This is a genomic window from Streptomyces sp. SID14436, assembly GCF_010548465.1.
Classification (GTDB): Bacteria; Actinomycetota; Actinomycetes; order Streptomycetales; family Streptomycetaceae; genus Streptomyces.
This window is the reverse complement of record NZ_JAAGMD010000591.1, coordinates 1-3295: the sequence shown is the minus strand read 5'-3', so window position 1 is coordinate 3295 and position 3295 is coordinate 1. Positions and strand designations below refer to the sequence as shown.

The 3295-nt window shown below is 74.1% G+C and carries 3 protein-coding genes; 2 read left to right on the top strand and 1 reads right to left on the bottom strand.

The annotated features are described in order from the left end of the window. A partial coding sequence (locus G3I53_RS20995; RefSeq protein WP_164438647.1) for a peptidoglycan recognition protein occupies positions 1-981 on the top strand: 981 nt, incomplete at its 5' end. A gap of 135 nt (positions 982-1116) precedes the next feature. Continuing rightward, positions 1117-2199 carry an NDP-sugar synthase gene (locus tag G3I53_RS20990; protein ID WP_164337735.1) on the top strand — a complete coding sequence of 361 codons (1083 nt, stop codon included), beginning with the start codon at positions 1117-1119 and terminating at the stop codon, positions 2197-2199. Positions 2200-2383: 184 nt separating this feature from the next. On the opposite strand, the gene G3I53_RS20985 is transcribed toward G3I53_RS20990, so the two are convergent. Then, on the bottom strand, positions 2384-3295 hold a 912-nt coding region (locus G3I53_RS20985), incomplete at its 5' end, for a DNA-3-methyladenine glycosylase 2 family protein (RefSeq protein ID WP_239064015.1).

Below are 3295 nucleotides of genomic sequence, written 5' to 3'. Positions count from 1 at the left end.
GGCCGGGTCCGCGGCGCGACCGCACCGCTGTGGGTCGGCGAGTCCGACGGCGTGGAGATCCGCGTCCGCGCGGAGGCCGCCCCCGCGGCCGACGATCCCGCCGGCACCGCCCCGGGCGCGCGGACCACCACGGCCCCCTTGCTCCCCGCCGGACTCCAGGTCGAGCTCATCGACCCCGGGGAGGGCACCCTGCCCGCGGCCGGCGCTCCGGACGACTCCCGGGCCGGTGCGACGACCGCCGAGGCGACCGCCGCCTCCGCCGCCAACGCCGGCCTGGCACCGCTCGGCGCGACCGAGATCCCCGCCCTGAGCCGCGAGGAGACCGAGCGGGATCTCCTCGCCGGAGCGGCGGAGACCCGGCAGCGGGCCAAGCCGTACATCGGCCCGCGCCCGGCCATCACCACCCGGCGCGGCTGGGGGGCCGACGAGAGGCTGCGGGAGAAGAACTTCGCCTACACCAAGAAGGTCAAGGCGGCCTTCGTGCACCACACCGCCTCCGGCAACAACTACACGTGCTCGCAGGCGCCTTCCCTCATCCGGGGCTTCTACCGCTACCACGTGGTGAGCCTGGGCTGGCGGGACATCGGCTACAACTTCCTCATCGACAAGTGCGGGCGCATCTACGAGGGCCGCGCCGGGGGAGTGGCCAAGGCGGTGCTGGGCGCGCACACGCTCGGCTTCAACAGCAACAGCATGGGCATCGCGGTCATCGGCTCCTACGGATCCAAGAAGCCGTCGTCCTCCGCCGTGAAGGCCGTGTCGCGGCTCACGGCGTGGAAGCTGGGTCTGCACGGCATGAATCCGAAGGGGAAGACATACCTCACGTCGGCGGGTGGCAATCTCTACCGAAAAGGCAAGAAGGTGCGACTGAACGTGATCTCCGGTCACCGGGACGGGTTCAACACCGCGTGCCCAGGGGGGAAGCTGTACAGCAAGCTCGGCACGGCCCGTTCCACGGCGGCTCGTTACCAGGGCCGCTGAGGTCCGCCCGGCCGCCGGGCCGCACGTTTCTTCCTGCCGGAGCCACGGCCGTCGCATGCGCGGTGGAACGGTCTGCATACACTGACCGGCCGAAAGACAGTTCGGCCGGTCCCGGCAGGAAGCAGAGACGACAAGGTGACAGAAGCGATCCTCCTGGTCGGCGGCAAGGGCACGCGGCTGCGCCCGCTCACGGTGCACACGCCCAAGCCCATGGTCCCCGCGGCCGGAGTGCCCTTCCTGACGCACCAGCTGGCGAGAGCCAGAGCCGCGGGCGTCGAGCACATCGTCCTGGCCACGTCCTATCTGGCCGAGGTCTTCGAACCCCACTTCGGCGACGGCTCGTCGCTCGGGCTGCACCTCGAGTACGTGACCGAGGAGGAACCCCTCGGCACCGGCGGCGCCATCCGCAACGTCGCCTCCCGGCTCCACTCCGGGCCCGACGAACCGGTGCTCATCTTCAACGGGGACATCCTCACGGGCCTGGACATCCGGGCGCTGGTGCGGACCCACGAGTCGACCGGCGCGGACGTCTCCCTGCACCTGACCAAGGTCACCGACCCCCGGGCCTACGGGCTGGTCCCCACCGACGACACCGGGCGGGTCCTGGCGTTCCTGGAGAAGCCCCAGACGCCCGAGGAGATCGTCACCGACCAGATCAACGCGGGCGCGTACGTCTTCCGCCGCTCCGTCATCGACACCATCCCCGCCGGGCGGCCGGTGTCCGTGGAGCGCGAGACCTTCCCCGGCCTGCTGGCGGCGGGGGCGCACCTCCAGGGCATGGTCGACTCCACCTACTGGCTCGACCTCGGCACCCCGGCGGCGTTCGTGCGCGGCTCGGCGGACCTGGTGCTGGGCCGGGCCCCGTCGCCGGCCGTCCCCGGGCGGTGCGGCGACCGGCTGGTGCTGCCCACGGCGACGGTGGCACCCGACGCGAAACTGGCGGGCGGCACCGTGGTGGGCGAGGGCGCGTTCGTGGCGGAGGGCGCGCGCGTCTTCGGCAGCACGATCCTGCCGGGTGCGGTCATAGAACCGGGCGCGGTGGTCACCGACTCCCTGATCGGCACCCGCGCCCGGGTGGGCGAACGGTCGGTGCTGACCGGGACGGTGATAGGCGACGGCGCGGTCGTCGGCGCCCGCAACGAACTCCTCGACGGCGCCCGCGTCTGGTGCGACGCCCGCATCCCGGCCGGCGCGGTCCGCTTCTCCTCGGACCAGTGACCCGGTGCCCCCTCCCCGGTGCCGCGCGGACGCGGGACCGGGGAGGGGGCGCGCCGGGTGTGCGCCTCCGGCAGCGCGGTGGGCCGTGCGCCCGGTGCGCTGTCGGTCCCGCGCTGGGCCGTGTCTTTTGCATCGACGGCCACCCACCAGCCAGCCGCGTCACCAACCTGTCCGGACAGCACACCTAGAGCCGTCCGATGTCCCCGTGCGGCATGCGCGGGGCCCGGCGTTCCGGGATCCGGCCGCTCAGCAGGATCAGGCGGGCCGCCCGGTGCCGCTGGCCCGCGTACGGCTCCAGCAGCTCCAGCATCGCCGCGTCGTCCGCGTACCGGTCGCCGGCGAGTGCCCAGCCGACGATGCCGGGCAGGTGCAGATCGCCCACGGTCACCTCGTCCGGCGCGCCGTGACTGCGCTGCACCGTCTCCGCCGACGTCCACGGGCCGATGCCCGACACCAGCTCCAGCCGCTCCCGTGCCGCCGCCGGAGGCATCCGCACCGCCTCCTCCAGCCGGGCCGCGACCCGCACCGCCCGCAGGACGGTCGACGCCCGCTTGTTGTCGACGCCCGCCCGGTGCCACTCCCAGGAGGGGATCAGCGCCCACGTCCTGGGCGGCGGCATCACGTGCATCCGCTCGGGCGCCGGTCCGGGCGCCGGTTCGCCGTACTTGCGCACCAGGAGCCGCCACGCCCGGTACGCCTCGCCGGTGGTGACCTTCTGCTCCAGGATCGACGGGATCAGCGACTCCAGCACCAGCCCGGTCCGCGTCAGCCGCAGCCCGGGCCGCCGGTGACGGGTGTGCGCCAGCAGCCGGTGCCGGGGCACGAACGCGTCGGGGTCGTCGGCGGAGCCGCACAGTTCCGGCAGCCGCTCCAGTAGCCAGTCGGCGCCCGGCCCCCACGCCTCACCCCGCACCTCCTCGCCGCGCCGCGTCACCCGCAGCGTGCCCGGGCCGGCCGGGGTGAGGCTGGCCCGCCAGGCCGAACCGTCCGGCAGCGTCCGGAACGTCGGATCGCCGGTGCCGCGCCGCAGCGGGCCCAGGACCAGGCCGAGGTCCAGCGGACCGTCCGGCACCCAGCTGCGCACCCGCGCGGGCGC